Origin of the sequence: Maledivibacter halophilus, from assembly GCF_900167445.1 — a bacterium.
GTDB classification, from domain to species: domain Bacteria; phylum Bacillota; class Clostridia; order Peptostreptococcales; family Caminicellaceae; genus Maledivibacter; species Maledivibacter halophilus.
In genome coordinates this window covers 247,545-263,834 of sequence record NZ_FUZT01000006.1, presented here as the reverse complement: position 1 = coordinate 263,834, position 16,290 = coordinate 247,545, and the positions used below count along the sequence as shown (strand labels likewise).

The 16,290-nt window shown below is 27.6% G+C and carries 17 protein-coding genes; 12 read left to right on the top strand and 5 right to left on the bottom strand.

Annotated features, from left to right (window positions below):
* The first annotated feature begins 177 nt into the window (after positions 1-177).
* From B5X81_RS13380 to B5X81_RS13335, 10 genes are all read left to right on the top strand, one after another.
* The gene (locus B5X81_RS13380) at positions 178-1,089 is read left to right on the top strand and encodes a GNAT family N-acetyltransferase (protein WP_079492347.1); all 912 of its coding nucleotides are present in this window, start codon (positions 178-180) and stop codon (positions 1,087-1,089) included.
* 24 nt (positions 1,090-1,113) lie between these two features.
* Positions 1,114-1,488, top strand: a complete 375-nt coding sequence (locus B5X81_RS13375; protein ID WP_079492346.1) for a PH domain-containing protein — start codon at positions 1,114-1,116, stop codon at positions 1,486-1,488.
* Between the two features lie 192 nt (positions 1,489-1,680).
* Positions 1,681-2,151, top strand: coding sequence for a VanZ family protein (locus B5X81_RS13370; RefSeq protein WP_079492344.1), 471 nt, complete (start codon positions 1,681-1,683; stop codon positions 2,149-2,151).
* Entirely contained in the window at positions 2,135-3,193 is a 1,059-nt protein-coding gene (locus tag B5X81_RS13365; RefSeq protein ID WP_079492343.1) for an NAD(P)/FAD-dependent oxidoreductase, read from the top strand. The genes B5X81_RS13370 and B5X81_RS13365 overlap by 17 nt, the downstream gene beginning before the upstream one ends.
* A gap of 67 nt (positions 3,194-3,260) precedes the next feature.
* A complete protein-coding gene (locus B5X81_RS13360; RefSeq protein ID WP_170917415.1) occupies positions 3,261-4,049 on the top strand; it encodes a YdcF family protein in 789 nt (262 codons plus the stop codon).
* Between the two features lie 104 nt (positions 4,050-4,153).
* Positions 4,154-4,879 carry a hypothetical protein gene (locus B5X81_RS13355; RefSeq protein WP_079492340.1) on the top strand — a complete coding sequence of 242 codons (726 nt, stop codon included), beginning with the start codon at positions 4,154-4,156 and terminating at the stop codon, positions 4,877-4,879.
* A gap of 175 nt (positions 4,880-5,054) precedes the next feature.
* Positions 5,055-6,149 carry a VanZ family protein gene (locus B5X81_RS13350; RefSeq protein ID WP_079492338.1) on the top strand — a complete coding sequence of 365 codons (1,095 nt, stop codon included), beginning with the start codon at positions 5,055-5,057 and terminating at the stop codon, positions 6,147-6,149.
* A gap of 314 nt (positions 6,150-6,463) precedes the next feature.
* Positions 6,464-6,670 (top strand): hypothetical protein, encoded by a 207-nt coding sequence (locus B5X81_RS13345; RefSeq protein ID WP_079492337.1) that lies wholly within the window; start codon positions 6,464-6,466, stop codon positions 6,668-6,670.
* Positions 6,671-7,693: 1,023 nt separating this feature from the next.
* Positions 7,694-8,308 (top strand): glycerol-3-phosphate acyltransferase, encoded by a 615-nt coding sequence (locus B5X81_RS13340; RefSeq protein ID WP_079492335.1) that lies wholly within the window; start codon positions 7,694-7,696, stop codon positions 8,306-8,308.
* 13 nt (positions 8,309-8,321) lie between these two features.
* On the top strand, positions 8,322-9,557 hold the full coding sequence (locus tag B5X81_RS13335; RefSeq protein ID WP_079492334.1) for an MFS transporter: 1,236 nt from the start codon (positions 8,322-8,324) through the stop codon (positions 9,555-9,557).
* 30 nt (positions 9,558-9,587) lie between these two features.
* Here the strand turns inward: B5X81_RS13335 and B5X81_RS13330 are convergent, their stop codons facing one another.
* The 3 genes from B5X81_RS13330 to B5X81_RS13320 form a co-directional block, all read right to left on the bottom strand.
* On the bottom strand, positions 9,588-10,157 hold the full coding sequence (locus B5X81_RS13330) for an NUDIX hydrolase (RefSeq protein WP_079492332.1): 570 nt from the start codon (positions 10,155-10,157) through the stop codon (positions 9,588-9,590).
* Positions 10,158-10,403: 246 nt separating this feature from the next.
* The gene (locus B5X81_RS13325; protein WP_079492331.1) at positions 10,404-11,477 is read right to left on the bottom strand and encodes a peptidoglycan-binding domain-containing protein; all 1,074 of its coding nucleotides are present in this window, start codon (positions 11,475-11,477) and stop codon (positions 10,404-10,406) included.
* A 213-nt stretch (positions 11,478-11,690) separates the two neighbouring features.
* Positions 11,691-11,888: a cold shock domain-containing protein gene (locus B5X81_RS13320; RefSeq protein ID WP_079492329.1), complete on the bottom strand. Its 198-nt coding sequence runs from the start codon at positions 11,886-11,888 to the stop codon at positions 11,691-11,693.
* A gap of 453 nt (positions 11,889-12,341) precedes the next feature.
* On the opposite strand from B5X81_RS13320, the gene B5X81_RS13315 reads away from it, so the two are divergent.
* Together B5X81_RS13315 and B5X81_RS13310 are read left to right on the top strand one after the other, a co-directional pair.
* Positions 12,342-13,568 carry a DEAD/DEAH box helicase gene (locus B5X81_RS13315; protein WP_079492328.1) on the top strand — a complete coding sequence of 409 codons (1,227 nt, stop codon included), beginning with the start codon at positions 12,342-12,344 and terminating at the stop codon, positions 13,566-13,568.
* 124 nt (positions 13,569-13,692) lie between these two features.
* The gene (locus B5X81_RS13310) at positions 13,693-13,947 is read left to right on the top strand and encodes a DUF2642 domain-containing protein (protein WP_208985060.1); all 255 of its coding nucleotides are present in this window, start codon (positions 13,693-13,695) and stop codon (positions 13,945-13,947) included.
* An 81-nt stretch (positions 13,948-14,028) separates the two neighbouring features.
* Here B5X81_RS13310 and B5X81_RS28135 read toward each other — a convergent pair whose 3' ends face one another.
* The gene (locus tag B5X81_RS28135; protein ID WP_280175282.1) at positions 14,029-14,580 is read right to left on the bottom strand and encodes a peroxiredoxin; all 552 of its coding nucleotides are present in this window, start codon (positions 14,578-14,580) and stop codon (positions 14,029-14,031) included.
* 539 nt (positions 14,581-15,119) lie between these two features.
* Positions 15,120-16,256, bottom strand: coding sequence for an MGDG synthase family glycosyltransferase (locus B5X81_RS13300; protein WP_079492327.1), 1,137 nt, complete (start codon positions 16,254-16,256; stop codon positions 15,120-15,122).
* Positions 16,257-16,290 lie beyond the last annotated feature (34 nt).

Sequence of the window (16,290 nt, the reverse complement as noted above, 5' to 3'; positions counted from 1 at the left end):
TTATACAAAATATGAAAATTATATATATTATTTTTAGCTTATATATTTATAATACCACTTAATACAATAAAAAGAAAAAAGCATTAATGTTTAAGGAAATTGCATAACTCTTATTTGGGCAATTATGTAATTTGCTCATTTAATTATTTTATTATAGTAAATTGAGGAGATAGATCAATGGAAAAAGTGACATTAGAAAACATTAATAGATATCTTTCTCTAAACAACGAGCTTTCAAAGAAAGATCCCTATATATTAATAACCGATAAACAATCGTTTTTGAATAAACATAAAGAGAAAATTATAAAAGAAAAGGAAATTATATATATTTTAAAAGAAAATGCAGCAGATATCGGTTTTATATTTATTGTTATTGAAAGTCAGGTTGTATTTATTGAAAAAATATATATAAAGGAAGCATACAAAATTCACAGTAAATATATAAAAATGTTATATTATATCTACAAGCTATTATATAAAAGAAACATAAATCAAATTAAATATATTGGTGTTAACGAAAACAATGAGCTAAATAAAGCTTTAAAAGAATTCGGTTTTAACATGATAAAGGAACATATACAAATGGAAAAGAAACTGCAAATTAGTCCCTCTACCCATTATTTACCTGATATAAAAATAAAAGCATTTCATACTATCAAAAACCATCAATGGATTTATCAATTTATGAAAGAATGTCTAAATGAGGAAATTTTTAATTATACTTTAAATGAAGTAAAAGATATAGTAGAGCAAGAGAAAGATTTTGCATATATAGTATATAAGGAAACTAAACCAATAGGCTTTATTGTAGCTTATATTAATGAAAAAAGAAATGAACAGGAAGAAAAGAAAGTAATATATATAGAAGAGATTGCAGTTCATAATAATTATAGAAACAAGGGAGTAGCTACAAAATTGATCAATTATATTTGTGGTTTAGGAAAGAGTAAAGGAATGAATATTGCTAGACTACATGTTTATAGTACTAATTCAGCTGCATATAAACTATACGAAAAATTAGGATTTTTAAGAATTAAAAGCATAGGCCATTGGGTTTTAGATTATACTGATTATAGTAAAATTATATAAATAAATTAAATTAGGAGGATTCATATGGGGTTATTTAACGGATTAATAGGAAATGCTTCAGAAAAAAGTATTAAAGATATTGAAAGAGAATTTGAAGATATACTTGCTAAAGGCGAGGAAATAGATAGGGCCTTTGTGATAATAAGAGATTTAATCGTTTTTACCAACAAACGTCTTATATTAGTAGATAAACAAGGTGTTACTGGTAAAAAAGTCGAATATCTATCAGTTCCCTACAGTAAAATTAACCGTTTTAGTGTAGAAACCGCTGGACATTTTGACTTGGACTCTGAACTTAAAATATGGTTATCAGGAACTGAGGATCCAATACAAAAACAATTTAAGAAGGATAAAAGTATATATGAAATTCAAAAAGCCTTAGCAGAATTTGTACTATAATAAATTTCAATATTATTTATCTATAGATAACCAATCTTAAAGCTTGTTTTATAAATCTTAAAAATATCCATGCTTCTTTGTTTATCTTTATAAGTAAAAATTGAAAATATTAAATAGAATAATTGAAACTAAAAAATTTATAGAAATTTAAATAGATTAAACTTGGACTAAATTTTGGAGGAAAAATATATAATGAAACAAACTAATAAGACTGCAACCAATATATTTAGAAGCTTTTTTGTAATGTATATTTTAATTTTAATATACTTGACATTATTTAGTCCTTACTATGGACGAATATATTTCCATAGAAGTTTTAATTTTATACCTTTTAAAACTATTATTAGCTTCATTAAATCTTCCTATAAACTCAATCTTGAAGTTGTGATAACAAATATTTTAGGCAATATTATAGCCTTTATACCTATGGGATTCTTCTTGCCAATTGTATTTAAAAAGATGAATAGATTCAAAATAGTTGTTTATATTATATTATTTTCAACATCATCAATTGAAATTTTTCAATATATTTTAGGTGTTGGTACTACAGATATAGATGATATAATCCTAAATACATTAGGTGGCATTCTTGGTTTTATATTATACAGAATAGGAGTCAAAATAATTAGATCAAAGGAGCTTTTTTATGAAAAAACAATATGATATTATAATCATCGGTGCTGGCCCCTCAGGAAGTATGACTGCATACAATCTTGCTAAAGACTTTGATGTCCTTATAATAGAAGCACATTCTCTACCACGGGATAAGTCATGTTCTGGCGTTTTAATAAAAAAATCAGTAGATATACTAGAAAAATACTTTGGTGAAATACCTGAGAATGTGAAATCTACCCCCTATACAACCAATGGAATTGTTATCTTTGACGAATTTATGAAGTCCCAAGACTTTCCTGATAATGGAGTAAATATATTAAGGGATAAATTTGATTATTGGTTAGTAAAAAATGCCGCTAATGCAGGAGCCGATTTAATTGATGATTCAAAGGTTATTAAAATAGAGGAATCAAATATTGGAGTAACAGTAACAATAAAAAATAATGACGTATTTAAAATTGACTCTAAAATTGTAATTGCCTGTGATGGTGTAAATGGAAACTCAAGAATTCTTACCAATACACCAAAGCAGGATAAGGTTATTACATATCAAAAATTCTATGAGGCAAAGGCTTCAATCGACAAATCAAAGTTTTACGCCTATATTTCAAAGAATTTTTCAGAATATGATGCCTGGATAAATACCAAGAATGATTATATTGTTATTGGTACCATAGCAAAAACACTGACTAGAGCAAAAAAATTGCACAAAACTTTTATCCTATTTTTAGAAAAACAAATAAACCTTCAAATTATTAGAGAAGTTAAGGATGAAGCATGGTGTATACCCTTAGTCATACCTGATCTTTCTATTCTGCTGAGAAATAGAAGAGTTTTCTTTGCCGGTGAAGCAGCAGGATTTTTAAAGCCCTTTGGAGAAGGTATTTCAATAGGATTAACAAGCGGACTTTGTTTATCAGATGCAATTTTGAAGCAAAAATCTTTGGAATCAATAATATATGAAGAAATTGAGAAAATTTACAGAAAGAATATGTCAAAGGAAATTGAGCATATGAAGAGGCAGTGGAATTTCCTTAAGAATTTTTATCCTCATTTTTGGACTAATGCTATACAGAAAAAATATGATTAATAGCAAAATTATTTATATGATTGAAAAAATATTTTTGGGAAATTTATGGAAAAAGAGGTACAGTATCATGAAATTTTATTTTAAAAAAGCAAAGGATCATTTTTATAAATACTCCAGTAATTTTTTTATTATTATAGGAATACTGAATATATTATACTGTTTTTTTGGATTATCCCTGGGATGGGGATTTTATTTTGGTTTAAAGGTAATATTTGCATCGGGAATTTTTTTATTAATTCATGGATTACTTAAAAGCTATAATAATTTCTATAAAAATAGTAAAGCCACAAAATTCATAAATTGGGCAATAATAATATCCCTATTGTCCTTTATAATTCTAGAAATTCTTATTTTCACAGGTGCATATATCAATGATTTAGAGGATATTGACTATGTTTTGATTTTGGGAGCAGGAATTATTGATGATAGGCCATCCCTGGAGCTGAAATATAGACTTGATAAAGCTATTAAATTTATTGAAAAAAATCCTAGTATTAAAAAAGTAATATTATGTGGCGGAGTAGGGGAGGATGAAAAATTTTCTGAAGCCTATGTAATGGAAAAATATCTCTTGAATAAAGGAATTCATGAAGATATGCTAATTAAAGAAGAAGAATCAACAAGTACATATGAGAATATAAAATATGCTAAGAAAGTCATTGAAATAATTGATTCTAGGCATAATGTAAAAATTGCCATATCAAGTAACGACTTTCATTTATTCAGAGCAAAATACTTAGCAAAAAAGCTTGGATTTGAAGCTGCTGGATTACCATCTAAAACTCCCTTATATATAATACCAAACCACCATGTAAGAGAATGCTTTGCTATAGTAAAAGCTGTTTTTATCAGATAAATTATGATAATATTGTCCTACAAGAAGGGTACTGAAATTATTGAGAAAAATAAAGAATTACTTTTTATATGAAAATTATTTTTTTATTTAGGGGGATAGACTAAATGAAAGTGGTTTTAAATGACAGATTAAAAGTAATAACACCAATATTTCTAATTATAATATCTATATTATTAACTGCTAATACAAATAATAATCCTGTTCCGTTTATGGAAAGAATATTTAAACCCATTAATATAGGCTTAGGAACTTTTCACTATTCAGGTCTATTAATAATAGTATTAATTTATAATTGTATAAGGGTGCTTGGGAAAAATTTAAAGGGTAGATTTTCTTTTTTTACTAAATATCCATTTATAATAACAATATTAATACTTTTACTCGCTTCTAATTTAATACCCAATGTGACAAAAATGGTTAAATCCTTTTCTGGAGGTCTAAATTCTATTTACTGTAATCGTGAAGCAAAAGCCTTGCGCTTAGATTCTAAAGATGAAGATACAGTGAAAATAACAAGTATAATGGAACTAAAAAACTACAGCCACGAAGAAAGAAATTTCTATTTAAAAATTTATATACCTGAGAAGTATAAAAATAAATTATCTGAAAAAGAGTTTTATGCATTATCTAATGATGGAAGTAAACATCGTATATTTACTTTAAAGGGTAAAGAAAAAAGACCAATAACTGCTATATTTATAGGAAAACCATCTAAAGATAAATTAGGTGAAACAGGACATTGGGGTTCATTTACTAAATATTTTGAGTTTGAGTTAATTAATGAAAATGAAACAATTAAATTCTTTGAAAAGCCGATGTTAATTAAATAAAAACAAAGAGGCTTTTATTTTTTTACCTACAATCCATTTAGTTCTATTTAGTTTAAATTTTCTCCTCATATTTATTTTACAAAAAAAATACAACTTCTACATAAAAACCATACAACAATATTGTATTATTTAAATATAAATACTTGAAATTTAACTAAAGAGGATGAAAGCAATTATGGATAGATATTTAGAGCCAATAAAAATAGCATTTATAACTTTTCCTATTATAGCAGCATTGTTTACTTTTCCTTTTTTGGTTTTTCAATATAAAAAGTACGGATATATAAACAAAATAAGATCGATAGTATTGTACTCTTTATTATTATTTTTCATAACTGCATATTATTTAGTTATTTTACCTCTTCCAAATATAAAAGATATAGGAAATTTTCAAAAACCTATTACCAAATACATGCAGTTAATACCCTTTACATTTATATTGGACTTTTTAAAAGAAACAAATCTTCAATGGAACCAACCTAGTACCTATTTAAACATCTTAGGAGAAAGAGCTTTATTACAAGCAGTTTTCAATGTTATATTGCTTATGCCTTTAGGAATTTATTTAAGATACTACTTTAGGAAAAGCTTGGGTAAAACAATAATAATAACATTCTTAATATCCTTATTTTTTGAAACTACTCAGGTAACAGGATTATATGGAATATTTAAAACGCCCTATAGACTATTTGACGTGGATGATTTAATCTTAAATACCTTTGGAGGAATTTTAGGATATTTATTAGCACCTAAAATAACATATTTTCTACCTAATTCTGATAAATATGATGTGAATATTGATTTTAAAAATATGCAGTTAAGCTTTACAAGAAGAGTTGTAGCAGCAATTATTGATTTTATCATAGTGCTTTCAATAATTATATTATTAAAAAGCAAATATAGTGCAGCACTTGTTTTAATATCCTATTATATATTCCTGCCATATAAAACCAATGGGAGAACAGTTGGAAAGTGGATGACAAGAATGCAATTAAAAGGAAGTGCAGACAAACTGATGTTAAAGGAAATATCTATACGCAGTTGCATATTTCTCTTAATTTTAAGTATGCAGATCCTATTAACTTTTATAACACCTGTATTAACAATTATATATAATCTTGTATTATTAACATATATTATATTTAGAACAATTGAAAATGATAAAATATTGTTTTACGAAAAAATTAGTGGAACTAGGAATATAATTGTTTTGGAAGAAGAAAGCAGTAGACATAAAAGCAAAATTTCAATACGACAGCAAGTAGCTTAAACAAATAGTAAAAGATAGAATTTTTATGAATCAGTTTAAATAATAATCATCAATTTATCCTTGATATTCCATTTTACTATTTCTGTTTCACATAATTAAAAATACAGGATAAAAGTACTAATAAAATAGCCAATGTAGCACTGACTTTTGTACCAAATGCTATTTATATACCCCTAAAGAACTGATAATATTTCGTACACTACTATAGTATCAAAATCATATAAGCTTCTTTAGGGCTTATTAGTCTTAATACTATTGTATATGTGAAAATGTATTGGCTAGTATATTAACTAATAATATTGGAGGAAAGTAAAATGAATGAACTGTTAAAATTATATCTTAAATCTGAAATTGAAATTTTGTATAGGCGATTAGAAATAGAAAAGAAACGTGAAGGAAGTGGATATTTTTTAGAAGGATATAAAAAAGGACAAATAGAAGAAATCAATAGACAAATTTGTAATTTACAGTTTATCTTGAAAACTGATTGGAATATATTAACTACTCAAAAGAGTAGTTAATATATTAGTAATTAAAGGCTTTAATAATCCTTAAATGCAATAGAATTCAACACTAAATGGCTAATTTTATGATATGTATGATACATATCAAAGAATAAATATTAAAAGCTATTACTCAAAATTCACCAAAAACTTATTATAAATTCTTGTAAATAAAATTCATTTATATTAATATGAAATTAGTAGGTAAAATATTAAGGGTTTAATTAAAAGATTTAGAAAGGGGTGTAGTATATAACTCTTGATAAAATTCACAACAACTATATTTTAAATGTATATTTAGGATATAGTTGGGTAGAAAAAGACTTTAATTTGTATTTTTTAACCTCTTCTATAGATTTTATACTAAAAATCATATTATATTATATAAACTTACTTTCATCCTTATTTAACATTATTAATTATAAAATTATTATTGCAAATTTTTATTCATATATAGATATTTAGTATATATAAATAAAATATATCAAATAATTCTATAGTCAATCTTGATATTCCAGTCGAATAATTGGATTTATATTTATTTATAATAATTTAATACGCTTATATATTTTACACAGTTTTATTTACTATAATAATTTTATGTAAACCATATCTGTGTTTTCTTAAGTCAACTATCTCTTAAAGACTTTCTTCACAAATATTAACTTTATTTATTACATAATTTTACTCTCATCTGATTTTCTTTTTTTATATCTTACCCTTTCAACAAGCTGTACTAATTTTCGTATCTTTATTATTTTGTAATACTATTTCATCTCCTCTGTTTTTTAAAAGATATAGATTAGATAATGAATCTTTAAATTTAAGTAAATAATATTGACATAAGCTAAAAATAATCTTATCATTATATCAGTCTATTTTATAGATTTCCCATAGCAAAATTTAATTTATGCATATCAAAACATCCAGTATTTCCAGGAACTTTTGATGAAATATTTATATGTACTTTAAAGATATATCTTTATAAAAAGCATCCAAATTAACATATCAACATAAAAAATATAGCAAAGGAGATAATAAATGTTTGAACTTATAATCGCTTCATTAATTGGCTATTCTTTGGGAAATTTTCAAACTTCCTATATATTAGGGAGGCTCTTTAGAAAAATAGATATACGGAATCTTGGAAATGGTAATGCTGGTGCATCAAATGCCACAAAAACATTGGGCTGGAAATATGGTATTATAATAGCTCTTTTGGATATCCTAAAGGCAGTGTTGGCTGTTATTATGGTTAGAAGGCTATTTCCCGATTCACCAATATTTTTATTCACAGCAGGTTTTTCTACTATGCTCGGGCATATATATCCTATTATTTTAGGCTTTCGAGGTGGAAAAGGAACAGCTTCTCTTATTGGTATGCTAATAAGTATAGACTATAGAATAGGACTTATATTAATATTCCTCCTAGTATCTATTACAATTATAACAGACTATATTGCCTTGGCCACTATCGTAGTTGTTTCTATTCTACCTGTTTTGACTTATTTATTTGGATATTCTATTAATTCAATCCTTATATGTATATTTATAGCTCTTTTATCTATTTACAAGCACCTACCTAATATAAAAAATATCATCAATAAAAGAGAACCAGGACTTAGAGAAACTATAAACAAAAAAAAGAAAAAGTAATGGAGGCTCTCATATGACCAAAGAAGAGAAAAGCTGGATTTTATACGATTGGGCAAATTCAGCTTTTGTAGTAACAATTGTTACAGCAGTTTTACCTATATATTTTAAAGATGTCGTTGCAAATGAACTACCATCTTCCCATTCAACAGCATATTGGGGTTATATAAATACGATTATAGCTCTAATAGTAGCTGCATCCTCCCCTATTTTAGGCTCCCTTGCCGACTATAAAGATAATAAGAAAAAATTCTTATTTTTCCTAGTTGTGATGGGAACATTGTCCTGCTCCCTATTATCTATAGTTGGTGAAGGGGATATTATACTGTGTTTAATTATATATATGTTTGCAGGGATTTCTTACTTTACCGCAAACATCTTCTACGATTCCCTTTTAGTAGATGTTACTGAAGAAAATAAAATGGACTGGATATCATCTAATGGATTTGCATGGGGTTATATAGGCAGTACAATTCCTTTTATCTTAAGTATTGCTATTATATTAAAACCTTCTTTAATAGGTCTAGCATCTAAAACAGCTGCCACAAGGGTATCCTTTATAATTACTGGATTATGGTGGTTTATATTTTCTATTCCAATATTTATTAATGTCAAACAAAAACATTTTGTAGAAAAATCCAGTCAAAACTTTAAAGGAAGTTTTAGAAGATTGTATAATACATTTTCAACAATTAAAAACAACACCAATATCTTTTTGTTCTTACTGGCTTATTTTTTCTATATTGACGGTGTAAGCACCATATTTAAAATGGCTTCAGTTTATGGAAGGGACATTGGCATAGAAAGTAATCAATTATTGCTGATATTATTAGTTACACAGTTTGCAGCATTTCCCTTTGCAATTCTCTTTGGAAAGCTAGCTGGTATATGGTCAACAAAAAAAATGCTTCTTGTTGGCATAGCTATATATTTTTTTATTAGTATATATGCATTTTTTATAAAAACAGTTTTTGATTATTGGATTTTAGCAATATTGGTGGCAACATGCCAGGGTGGAATACAAGCCCTTAGCCGTTCTATGTATTGTAAGATGATTCCTAAGGAAATGTCTTCCAGTTATTTTGGAATCTATAATATTATTGGTAAATTTTCAGCCATAATTGGTCCCCTAATGATAGGAGTTATTTCTCAACTAACTAAAAACTCTAGATATGGAATTATAAGTCTTGTTGTCTTATTTCTATTAGGATTTGTATTACTGAAAAAAGTTCAAATAAATTCTCAGAATTAAAATAAGAACTTTATGCTAGTGTTAACATAATTATATTATGTTAACACTCTTTGCTTTTTCTATAATCTTATTATAAATTTCAATTAAATATGGTTCATTTGAATACTGGTCCAGCCTATTTACTTCAACCCATCCAACATCGCTGGTCTCCTCTTGATTAATGACGAGCTCTTCCCTTTCATCTCCTATTAATATGTAGGATGTGTTCAAATGCAAATGGGAAGATACATATTCTCCCCTTTTAATATGTCCATATACAGGTATAATATCAATAGAAGCTAAATCATAAGTCAAAGGTACTATATCTAAAAGTCCGGTCTCCTCCTTTGCTTCCTTAAGAGCCACCTTGAGCATATCTGTATCACCATCTGCATGGCCTCCAGTCCATGTCCAAGTGTTATAGATATTATGATGAATCATAAGGATTTTATCTAAGGATTTATTTAAAATCAGTCCAGAGCTTGTCATATGGGCTATTTTATTTTCTCTGGTTAAAATATTTTCAATAAATTGGTCAATATAGCCTAATGTAATTTCTTTATCCTTTCTTTCTTGCTCATTAATTGGTTGATATTTTAATATTTCTTGTCTAAAATTCATTAAGCAATTCACTTCCCTTTTAATACTAATTTGATAATATGAGCAAATTGCATAATTACCTTTCCAAAAAACCAACTACTACATATTGTTTTGAAATTTCTCAAGCTATATCATATATATTATGTAATTTTGCCAAGTTAGAATTATGCAATTTCCTCAATATGAATATTATAACATATAAAATAACCCCAAGATTTTCTATATGTTATTCTTGGAGTTATTTTATAATTAAACTGATTATCTTTATTACTTTAATCCAGCTGATTTTTTAATTGAATTTTGATGATTTTTATCCTTTCTATTGTCCATATGCCTTGTACTATTTTTAAAATGAAGATCTACAACTCCATTCATACCGTTATTTTTGACCATATCAAGATTATAGCCTCTTCCATATCCCCCACTTCTTTTTGATAAAGTGGCTCCTTCTGGCTGATTATCTATTCCAGCATGGGGCATATTAGTCATGGAAGCTGCCAAAACCCTATTCCCTACGTATACCAATACTGGTCTTCTACTCCAACTGAAGCCTCCCCAGATGTCCTTCATAATATTTGTATCCTTCATTGTCAAACCTTCTACATCGGCATGGTTAGTACCATAGGTAACTTTAACATAGAATTTCTTTTTTGTTTGAAAATCTTGTACCAGTACATTATCTCCTCTATTAATTAGCTTTCCCTTAACTTGAGTCCACCAGTCTAAATATTCTCCAAAGCCTTTTCTTTGAACTACTCCCCTACTTACCTTTTGATTGGGATTATACTTTATCAGTCCCAGCTGCTCCATTTTTTTTAAGCTTGAAAGGCCTATAACTCCATCGGGATTCAATCCATATTTTTTTTGAAATTTTATAACTGCTTTTTCAGTTATTGTTCCAAAGTATGTAGTAAACTGATGATAATCATAAACTCCATCAAGTTTTAATGCCTTCTGTATAATAGGTATATCTTCATTACCCATACCTTTCTTGTAAATAGCTTGATTACTATTTAGAACGAGATTGGAATTTCCAATATCCTGGAATACGCCTATCTCTTTCATTTTATCAATTGTCGATTGCCCCACTATACCATCGGCTTGCAATTTATATTTCTTTTGAAACTCTATAACAGCTTCTTCTGTTATTGGCCCAAAATATGTAGTAAACTTTTTATAATCATATGTACCGTCCTGCTTTAATGAACTCTGAATTATTTTAACTTCTTCACAATTCATTCCTTTCTTATGTAATTGATGTTTACTGTTTGCAAATACCATTCCGCTAGGAATAGCCGCTAAAGATAAACTTAAAAACAATGCTATAGACTTTTTACCCAATTATAACCACCTTCCTTATTATATTAAAACCAATATTACTGAATCTAAAGTAATACAGTCTATTTAAAATTATACCAAAAAAATATAGAATTTGATAAAAGTAAAATATTCCATACTATAATAAAATAAAGATCTTTATTATAAAACAGTTTTACAAAAAATAAAAAAACCCGAAGATAATCTCTTCAGGTTTCAATACTCTAATTTATTTAATTAGATTACTGTAATGTTTGAAGCTTGAGGACCTTTAGCTCCTTCAACAACGTCAAAGGATACTTCTTGACCTTCTTCTAAAGTTTTGAATCCTTCTTTGTTAATTTGTGAGAAATGAGCAAAAACATCATTTCCTTCTTCTGTAGTAATGAATCCAAATCCTTTGTCTGCATTAAACCATTTTACTGTACCAGTCATATTTTCTTACCTCCGAAATTTTTATTCCTTTTATTCTATGTAAAAAATTATTAATACAACTCAAGGGCATAAACCCTTTCGCTTTGGTCATATACCATTTTATGAAATGACCTAGAATAAAAATTTCGAAATCTATACTTTAAGTTATTCCTATTTTTAGATTTTTCGAAAAATATTCTTCTGTAATAAATTATTTACCTATGAATAAAGGTTCTCTATAATCATATACTATTTACAGAATAAGTCAAGCGTTTTTTTCACTATTTATCAAAATATATTTTAATCAGTATATCTTTTTATTATGCTTAAAATCTGATATACTTAATTGAGCAAATTCCATAATTACCTTATGCAGCTTTAAAATCTTCAAAGACATACCCTAGCTATTATGCAATTTTGCTAAATCTTAATTATGAAGTTTCCTTAATAATTGAAATTGAGAGGTACATTGTTATGATAAAATTTAAAAAGCTAGATATTAGTGATGATATTGTGAAAGTCCTTAAAAATCATGGAATAAATAATCCAACTCCAATTCAACAACAAAGCATTCAGCTAATAAAAGACGGAAATGATGTTATAGCCGAGGCCCAAACCGGTACAGGGAAAACTCTTGCTTTTCTACTGCCTATGTTTGAAAATATGTCTAATGATATAAATACAATCCAAGGTCTTATTCTAACTCCTACAAGGGAGCTAGCTATACAAATAACCCAGGAAGCTGAAAAGTTAAAGCAAGCTAAAGATTTAAACGTCCTAGCCGCATATGGTGGACAAGATATTCAATCACAGCTTAAAAAATTGAAAGATAATATTCATCTAATAATCGCAACTCCAGGAAGATTATTAGATCATCTTCGTAGAAAAACAATCAATCTTGATAATTTGAAAACATTAGTTCTAGATGAAGCCGATCAAATGCTTCATATGGGCTTTAAAAATGAAGTTGAGTCCATTATAAAGCAAACCCCAAGGAATCGGCAAACCCTATGTTTTTCAGCAACAATGAACTCTCAGGTTAATAAACTGGCTTATAAGTTTATGAATAATCCAAGAATAGTAGCAATCCAAAAAGAAGAAGTTACTCTTAAAAATATCAAACAAACTTTAATAGAAACCACCGATAGAAGAAAACAGGATGATTTGTGTAGGGTTTTAGATGAGAACAATCCTTTTATGGCCATTATATTTTGTAGAACGAAAAGAAGGGTGGATAAACTTGAAGAAGTCCTCTATCAAAAAGGTTATAATTGTCAAAAATTACATGGCGGATTAACCCAAGCAAAACGAGAAAAAGTTATGAAGGCTTTTAAGAACTTAGAGTTTCAATACTTAATAGCCACCGATGTAGCCGCTAGAGGCTTGGATATTGGCGGAGTCACCCACATATACAACTATGATATCCCAGAAAATGCCAAAGACTATATTCATCGTATAGGTCGAACTGGAAGAGCTGGTGAAAAAGGATATGCATATCTATTTGTAGCTCCAAAGGATAAAAAGGTTTTAGATACTATAGAAAAAGATATTAAATTTAAGATTCCAAGAAAAACTTTAACAACTACAGGTGATAGTAGAGAAAAATTTAAATCAAATAATCGGTATCCTAAAAAAAAGCACTCAAAAAGAATAAATACTAGCTCTAAGAAGGCTTATAAATATCATAATAAAAAAAGATAATTACATTATATGTATGAGTTAAAATCTTTACTTAAGCCTCTATAAGTTTTTATGTAACTTAATACAACCTTTATACATATGATAATTTCAAGATAATTATATGTATATTAAGGAGGTTTTTAAATTGTTTAATGGATACAGATTTCAACAAAACAATATGCAATATCCAGTTCAAATGATATCATTGATAGACCCTTATGTAGTTGAGACATTAGAAAGTATTATAGGTAAGAGGGTTATTGTAGACACCGTTAGAGGTGTTGTTCAAGGAAATCTTATAGAAGTAAAACCCGATCATATTGTATTAAAAGAGCTTGAAGAAGATCAGCCAACTTTTGTTAGGATTCAACAGATAGTTTTTGTAATGCCAATTAAATAATATATTAGAACAACGAAAACCTTTGCTTTTATATTTCAAAGGTTTTCTAATATTTTTAAAACTTTAATATATTTGAATTATTTAATATTTACCAACATAATTCCACCCCACTGGAATTCCCCTCTCTCCAGGCTTCCAGTTCGCTGGTACTCCAAGCCCTGTTCTTCTGTTATACTGAAGCCCCTGAATGATTCTTAGAATTTCATTTATATTTCTTCCCACTGGTTGTGGATTAACTAAATAAGCCTGTATATTTCCATCAGGATCTATTATGAAAGCACCTCTATATGCAAAGCCTTCCTTTTCATTTAGAACACCATATTTTCTAGATACCTCTTGAGTTCTATCAGATAACAGTGGATAATTTATTTTTCTTGCAGATGGTGAAGTCTCCATGAAAATTTTATGGGAATATATGCTGTCGGTGCTAATAGCAAGGACCTCAGTATCAAGGGCCTTAAACTCACTATATAAATCAGCAACTGCTGCTAATTCTGTAGGTCATACAAATGTAAAATCTGATCCATAAAAAAATACTACTACCCACTTTCCTTGATAGTCTGACAATGAAACTTCTTTAGGTTCTCCATTAACTATACCACTTAGGGTAAATTCAGGTGCAGGTTCACCTATATTAAACCCTTTCTCACAATTCTTATCCTCTTGGTTAGGTGTGTTGCTTTGAGCCAAAATCTTTTTATTATAAGCTTCATAAGGATAATTGTTGTTAACAGCTCTTCTATACATATTATGATTCATTGGATACAAATATGGATTATACATTTTCAAATACCTCCTTATTTTCAATATATGTTACCTATTTTTTTTAGTTACAATACAATTTATAATCTTTTTAAATTGCAACATAATAAGAAAGTATTTAACAAACATTTTTTCTTAACCATATAAAAATTATTAATATACTAATACTATACCTATCATTAATAAATATTCCACTAATGACAGAATAAAAAAAGAAATAAACTTTTTGCTATTTAGTAAATCTTTTTCTACAAAAACTTGATACTTATGGTCGTAATAATATGAAAATTGTTTATAGTTATCATAATTTCACTATTACCTAGGAAATCATTTAATATATTTCCTATTTCTCTTTTCCTTTACATAGATATCGTAACATAATTTAAAAAGATGAACAAATAATAGGCAAGTTACTTTACATTTTTCAGTAAATACTCTTCCTTTTCATAATTAATAATTAAATTAGTACTTATACTTATAATTCCTTCTAGAGAATATCCCTTAAAAAGCTTTTTCATATTCTTTTCCATCAATTTTATGAGGTTGGGATTTTCTATTAAATGATTTATTTCTTCATTTATGGACTGGGTATTATAGCTAATTATAGCTGCACCAGCTTCAGCTAAAAATTCAGCATTTTCTTCTTCTTGTCCTGGAAGCATATTTGGAATTATCATTGGTATATTGGAAGCAATAGCTTCAGCTACTGTTAATCCCCCTGGCTTTGATATAAGGATATCAGACCTGTGCATAAGTCTAGGGATATCATTTGTAAATCCATATAAGAGAATTTCCTTATTACCTGCTTTATGTAGAAAATTTCTTTTTATATTATCCATTAAATCTTTATTTTTCCCACATACAGTAATTATTCTCAATCTATTTTTACAATCTATCAGCTGTTTTAAAATCTGCTCTATTGAACTGCATCCTATACTTCCCCCCATAAGTAATATTGTAAAAACATCGTTACTATATCTTTTATTTTTCCTTTGAATTAAAAATTCTTGCTTTATTGGAATACCATAGGGATATATCTTTTCACTTCTTACCCCTCTATTCATCATATCTTTTTTAGTATATTCACTTGCTGTTATATATGCATCTACATATCTATTTATATGAAAACTATGGGCTTTAAAATCAGTAATTATAGAAATGAATGGTATCTTTAAATACCTCTTTCTCTTTAAATTACAAATAATAGGTACAACAAAGGCATGGGTTCCAATAATTAAATCAGGATCTTCTTTTATTATCCTATTGTAAATTCTTTTTTGAAAAATTTTCATCCCATAGTTCGATATTTTAGAATTAACTCCTTCATTATTACAATATATATATAGACCTTTATATATATATGGCAACTTGATACATAAAAGGTCATTTCCTCTTATTATTGCTTTTTCAATAATTTTGCCTGCTACCTTTAAAAAATCTATTATTACAACTTTATAACCATGGGCCTTATATACATGTTCAAGAGATTTTGCTGCCTGGTTATGTCCTCCTCCAACAGATGCTGTTAATATCATGACTTTTTTCATTCATTTCATTCCTCCATTTTATTTAAACCAAATT

Bases quoted from the DNA above. Each gene is read 5' to 3' on its own strand.
- B5X81_RS13340 (WP_079492335.1), top strand. From the start codon at position 7,694: ATGTTTGAACTTATAATCGCTTCATTAATTGGCTATTCTTTGGGAAAT.
- B5X81_RS13360 (WP_170917415.1), top strand. From the start codon at position 3,261: ATGAAATTTTATTTTAAAAAAGCAAAGGATCATTTTTATAAATACTCC.
- B5X81_RS13335 (WP_079492334.1), top strand. From the start codon at position 8,322: ATGACCAAAGAAGAGAAAAGCTGGATTTTATACGATTGGGCAAATTCA.
- B5X81_RS13345 (WP_079492337.1), top strand. From the start codon at position 6,464: ATGAATGAACTGTTAAAATTATATCTTAAATCTGAAATTGAAATTTTG.
- B5X81_RS13365 (WP_079492343.1), top strand. From the start codon at position 2,135: ATGAAAAAACAATATGATATTATAATCATCGGTGCTGGCCCCTCAGGA.
- B5X81_RS13375 (WP_079492346.1), top strand. From the start codon at position 1,114: ATGGGGTTATTTAACGGATTAATAGGAAATGCTTCAGAAAAAAGTATT.
- B5X81_RS13370 (WP_079492344.1), top strand. From the start codon at position 1,681: ATGAAACAAACTAATAAGACTGCAACCAATATATTTAGAAGCTTTTTT.
- B5X81_RS13315 (WP_079492328.1), top strand. From the start codon at position 12,342: ATGATAAAATTTAAAAAGCTAGATATTAGTGATGATATTGTGAAAGTC.
- B5X81_RS13320 (WP_079492329.1), bottom strand. From the start codon at position 11,888: ATGACTGGTACAGTAAAATGGTTTAATGCAGACAAAGGATTTGGATTC.
- B5X81_RS13300 (WP_079492327.1), bottom strand. From the start codon at position 16,256: ATGAAAAAAGTCATGATATTAACAGCATCTGTTGGAGGAGGACATAAC.
- B5X81_RS13355 (WP_079492340.1), top strand. From the start codon at position 4,154: ATGAAAGTGGTTTTAAATGACAGATTAAAAGTAATAACACCAATATTT.
- B5X81_RS13380 (WP_079492347.1), top strand. From the start codon at position 178: ATGGAAAAAGTGACATTAGAAAACATTAATAGATATCTTTCTCTAAAC.
- B5X81_RS13350 (WP_079492338.1), top strand. From the start codon at position 5,055: ATGGATAGATATTTAGAGCCAATAAAAATAGCATTTATAACTTTTCCT.
- B5X81_RS13330 (WP_079492332.1), bottom strand. From the start codon at position 10,157: ATGAATTTTAGACAAGAAATATTAAAATATCAACCAATTAATGAGCAA.